Genomic DNA, 5182 nt, shown 5'->3' with positions numbered 1-5182 from the left:
TAAGTTATCGGTTCATTAGTACCGGTCAGCTACAACCATTACTGGTCTTCCACATCCGGCCTATCAACCCCATCGTCTCTAGGGAACCTCTCACACACAAGGTGTATGGAAACCTCATCTCGAAGCGTGCTTCCCGCTTAGATGCTTTCAGCGGTTATCACTTCCGAACGTAGCCAATCAGCGGTGCTCCTGGCGGAACAACTGACACACCAGAGGTTCGTCCATCCCGGTCCTCTCGTACTAGGGACAGGTCTTCTCAAGTTTCCTACGCGCACAGCGGATAGGGACCGAACTGTCTCACGACGTTCTAAACCCAGCTCGCGTACCGCTTTAATGGGCGAACAGCCCAACCCTTGGGACCTACTCCAGCCCCAGGATGCGACGAGCCGACATCGAGGTGCCAAACCATGCCGTCGATATGAGCTCTTGGGCAAGATCAGCCTGTTATCCCCGGGGTACCTTTTATCCGTTGAGCGACGGCGCTTCCACAAGCCACCGTCGGGTCACTAGTCCCCACTTTCGTGCCTGCTCGACATGTCTGTCTCACAGTCAAGCTCCCTTGTGCACTTACACTCAAAACCTGATTGCCAACCAGGCTGAGGGAACCTTTGGGCGCCTCCGTTACCCTTTAGGAGGCAACCGCCCCAGTTAAACTACCCATCAGGCACTGTCCCTGATCCGGATCACGGACCGAAGTTAGGAGCCCAATACGACCAGAGTGGTATTTCAACAATGACTCCACACACACTGGCGTGCATGCTTCACAGTCTCCCACCTATCCTACACAAGCCGTACCGAACACCAATACCAAACTGTAGTAAAGGTCCCGGGGTCTTTCCGTCCTGCTGCGCGTAACGAGCATCTTTACTCGTACTGCAATTTCGCCGAGTTCGTGGTTGAGACAGTGGAGAAGTCGTTACGCCATTCGTGCAGGTCGGAACTTACCCGACAAGGAATTTCGCTACCTTAGGATGGTTATAGTTACCACCGCCGTTTACTGGGGCTTAAATTCTCAGCTTCACCACCGAAGTGATTAACCAGTCCTCTTAACCTTCCAGCACCGGGCAGGCGTCAGTCCGTATACATCGAATTACTTCTTCGCACGGACCTGTGTTTTTAGTAAACAGTCGCTTCTCCCTGGTCTCTGCGACCCTCACCCCTAGCCCGTACGGGCTTCAAGGCTTGGGCCCCCCTTCTCCCGAAGTTACGGGGGCATTTTGCCGAATTCCTTAACCACGATTCACTCGATCGCCTTAGTATTCTCTACCTAACCACCTGAGTCGGTTTGGGGTACGGGCGGCTCGAACCTCGCTAGAAGTTTTTCTCGACAGCATAGGATCACCCTGCTTCCCACATACGTGGTCACCATCACATCTCAGCCACATCACTGACGGATTTACCTACCAGTGGGCTTACATGCTTGGACGGGGACTACCATCGCCCCGCGGAGGCTACCTTCCTGCGTCACTCCATCGCTTACCTACTACACGATCGGGTCACACGCTCCCCACACCAGATGATCCCGAAGGACCGGTTGGCATGGTTCGGGTGTTTAGCATCCCATGGTTCAGTATGGGCGGTTCTTCGCCGGTTCCGGAATATCAACCGGATGTCCATCGACTACGCCTGTCGGCCTCGCCTTAGGTCCCGACTTACCCAGGGCAGATTAGCTTGACCCTGGAACCCTTGGTTATTCGGCGGACGGGTTTCTCACCCGTCATTCGCTACTCATGCCTGCATTCTCACTCGTGTAGCATCCACGACTCGATCACTCGGCCGCTTCACTCGCCACACGACGCTCCCCTACCCAACAACACCCCCGTTAAGGGTCAGTGTGTCATTGCCACAGCTTCGGTGATGTGCTTGAGCCCCGCTACATTGTCGGCGCGGAATCACTTGACCAGTGAGCTATTACGCACTCTTTAAAGGGTGGCTGCTTCTAAGCCAACCTCCTGGTTGTCACAGCAACTCCACATCCTTTCCCACTTAGCACACGCTTAGGGACCTTAGCTGATGATCTGGGCTGTTTCCCTCTCGACTACGAAGCTTATCCCCCGCAGTCTCACTGCCACGCTCTCACTTACCGGCATTCGGAGTTTGGTTGACGTCAGTAACCCGGTGGGGCCCATCAGCCATCCAGTAGCTCTACCTCCGGCAAGAAACACGCGACGCTGCACCTAAATGCATTTCGGGGAGAACCAGCTATCACGGAGTTTGATTGGCCTTTCACCCCTACCCACAGCTCATCCCCTCAGTTTTCAACCTAAGTGGGTTCGGTCCTCCACGCCGTCTTACCGGCGCTTCAACCTGGCCATGGGTAGATCACTCCGCTTCGGGTCTAGACCCAGCGACTCAAACGCCCTATTCGGACTCGCTTTCGCTACGGCTACCCCACACGGGTTAACCTCGCCACTGAGCACTAACTCGCAGGCTCATTCTTCAAAAGGCACGCCGTCACCCCACACGGAGGCTCCGACGGATTGTAAGCACACGGTTTCAGGATCTATTTCACTCCCCTCCCGGGGTTCTTTTCACCTTTCCCTCACGGTACTAGTCCGCTATCGGTCACCAGGGAATATTTAGGCTTAGCAGGTGGTCCTGCCAGATTCACACGAGATTTCACGGGCCCCGTGCTACTTGGGAAACAGCACAACACAGCCACACACGTTTCGTCTACGGGAGTCGCACCCTCTACGCTCAACCATTCAAGATTGTTCAACTACGCACATGGTTTCTTACTGCGCACCCTCATGTCAGTGAGGATCAGCACTGTCCCACAACCCCACAACCGCAACCCCTGACAGGTCTCACACGATCATGGTTTAGCCTCATCCGCTTTCGCTCGCCACTACTCACGGAATCACTCTTGTTTTCTCTTCCTGTGGGTACTGAGATGTTTCACTTCCCCACGTTCCCTCCCAACACCCTATGTGTTCAGGTGCAGGTGCCATGACATGATTCATGGCGGGTTTCCCCATTCGGAAATCCCCGGATCACAGCCTGTTTATCGACTCCCCGAGGCATATCGCAGATTACAACGTCCTTCATCGGTTCCTGGTGCCAAGGCATCCACCGTGTGCCCTTAAAAACTTAAGATCACAGATACTAGATGCTCGCGTCCACTGTGTAATTCTCAAACAACACGCCACACACAACCCCACACACCCAAACCCCATCCAACAAGATGAAGAGTCTGCACTTGGTGTGTGATCTTGTGTTGACCACAACCCCAGAACACGATCCGTGTCCTGAGAACCCAACAACGCGCCGAACACAACCCCAACACACTCACCACCACCACGCTTTCCCCAACCAACCCCACATCCTCACCCCATCAAGGGATCAAGACGTGTATGACTGGTTCGTACTCGCTGATGCCGGCAACCATGCAGGCTGCACCATGATCATCGTTCCACCCATGAGCACCCCCCACACACGGACGGTGTGGCAAGGGCTTGATGCTCCTTAGAAAGGAGGTGATCCAGCCGCACCTTCCGGTACGGCTACCTTGTTACGACTTAGTCCCAATCGCCAGTCCCACCTTCGACGGCTCCCCCCACAAGGGTTAGGCCACCGGCTTCGGGTGTTACCGACTTTCGTGACTTGACGGGCGGTGTGTACAAGGCCCGGGAACGTATTCACCGCAGCGTTGCTGATCTGCGATTACTAGCGACTCCGACTTCATGGGGTCGAGTTGCAGACCCCAATCCGAACTGAGACCGGTTTTTTGGGATTAGCTCCACCTCACGGTTTCGCAACCCTCTGTACCGGCCATTGTAGCATGCGTGAAGCCCAAGACATAAGGGGCATGATGATTTGACGTCATCCCCACCTTCCTCCGAGTTGACCCCGGCAGTCTCCCATGAGTCCCCACCCGAAGTGCTGGCAACATGGAACGAGGGTTGCGCTCGTTGCGGGACTTAACCCAACATCTCACGACACGAGCTGACGACAACCATGCACCACCTGTACACCAGTCCGAAGACGCACACATCTCTGCATGATTCCGGTGTATGTCAAGCCTTGGTAAGGTTCTTCGCGTTGCATCGAATTAATCCGCATGCTCCGCCGCTTGTGCGGGCCCCCGTCAATTCCTTTGAGTTTTAGCCTTGCGGCCGTACTCCCCAGGCGGGGCGCTTAATGCGTTAGCTGCGGCACGGAACTCGTGGAATGAGTCCCACACCTAGCGCCCAACGTTTACGGCATGGACTACCAGGGTATCTAATCCTGTTCGCTCCCCATGCTTTCGCTTCTCAGCGTCAGTAATGGCCCAGAGACCTGCCTTCGCCATCGGTGTTCCTCCTGATATCTGCGCATTTCACCGCTACACCAGGAATTCCAGTCTCCCCTACCACACTCTAGTCTGCCCGTACCCACTGCAGAACCGGAGTTAAGCCCCGGTCTTTCACAGCAGACGCGACAAACCGCCTACAAGCTCTTTACGCCCAATAATTCCGGACAACGCTCGCACCCTACGTATTACCGCGGCTGCTGGCACGTAGTTAGCCGGTGCTTCTTCTCCAGGTACCGTCACGTTAGCTTCGTCCCTGGTGAAAGAGGTTTACAACCCGAAGGCCGTCATCCCTCACGCGGCGTCGCTGCATCAGGCTTTCGCCCATTGTGCAATATTCCCCACTGCTGCCTCCCGTAGGAGTCTGGGCCGTGTCTCAGTCCCAGTGTGGCCGGTCGCCCTCTCAGGCCGGCTACCCGTCGTCGCCTTGGTAGGCCATTACCCCACCAACAAGCTGATAGGCCGCGAGTCCATCCCCCACCACAAAAACTTTCCACCAACACTCCATGCGGAGATCGGTCGTATCCAGTATTAGACCCAGTTTCCCAGGCTTATCCCAGAGTGAGGGGCAGGTTACTCACGTGTTACTCACCCGTTCGCCACTAATCCACACCAGCAAGCTGGTGCTTCATCGTTCGACTTGCATGTGTTAAGCACGCCGCCAGCGTTCGTCCTGAGCCAGGATCAAACTCTCCGTAGAAAAAATTTGTTACCCCGGCCGAGAAAAAAACGGTGACAAACAACAACCCCAAAGGGTCATCGTAGTTCTGTACAATCATTAATCACTCAGCCACAACACGCGACACTCCATAAGTGCCACAAAAATGTTTGGCGATGATCACATCGGCACGCTGTTGAGTTCTCAAAACACCATCGCACACCACACGAAGC

General features: G+C 55.1%; 2 rRNA genes. Both read right to left on the bottom strand.

Features of this window, described 5'->3' with window-relative positions:
- A 23S ribosomal RNA gene (locus tag NQ706_RS13615) occupies positions 1 to 3096 on the bottom strand; the annotation flags it as partial.
- Positions 3097 to 3469: 373 nt separating this feature from the next.
- Positions 3470 to 4991: ribosomal RNA gene (locus NQ706_RS13610) — 16S ribosomal RNA — on the bottom strand.
- Positions 4992 to 5182 lie beyond the last annotated feature (191 nt).

This window comes from Dermacoccus sp. BD5, assembly GCF_044878485.1.
GTDB lineage: Bacteria > Actinomycetota > Actinomycetes > Actinomycetales > Dermatophilaceae > Dermacoccus > Dermacoccus nishinomiyaensis.
The sequence above is the reverse complement of the archived record's forward strand: the minus strand, read 5'-3'. Positions and strand labels throughout refer to the sequence as shown.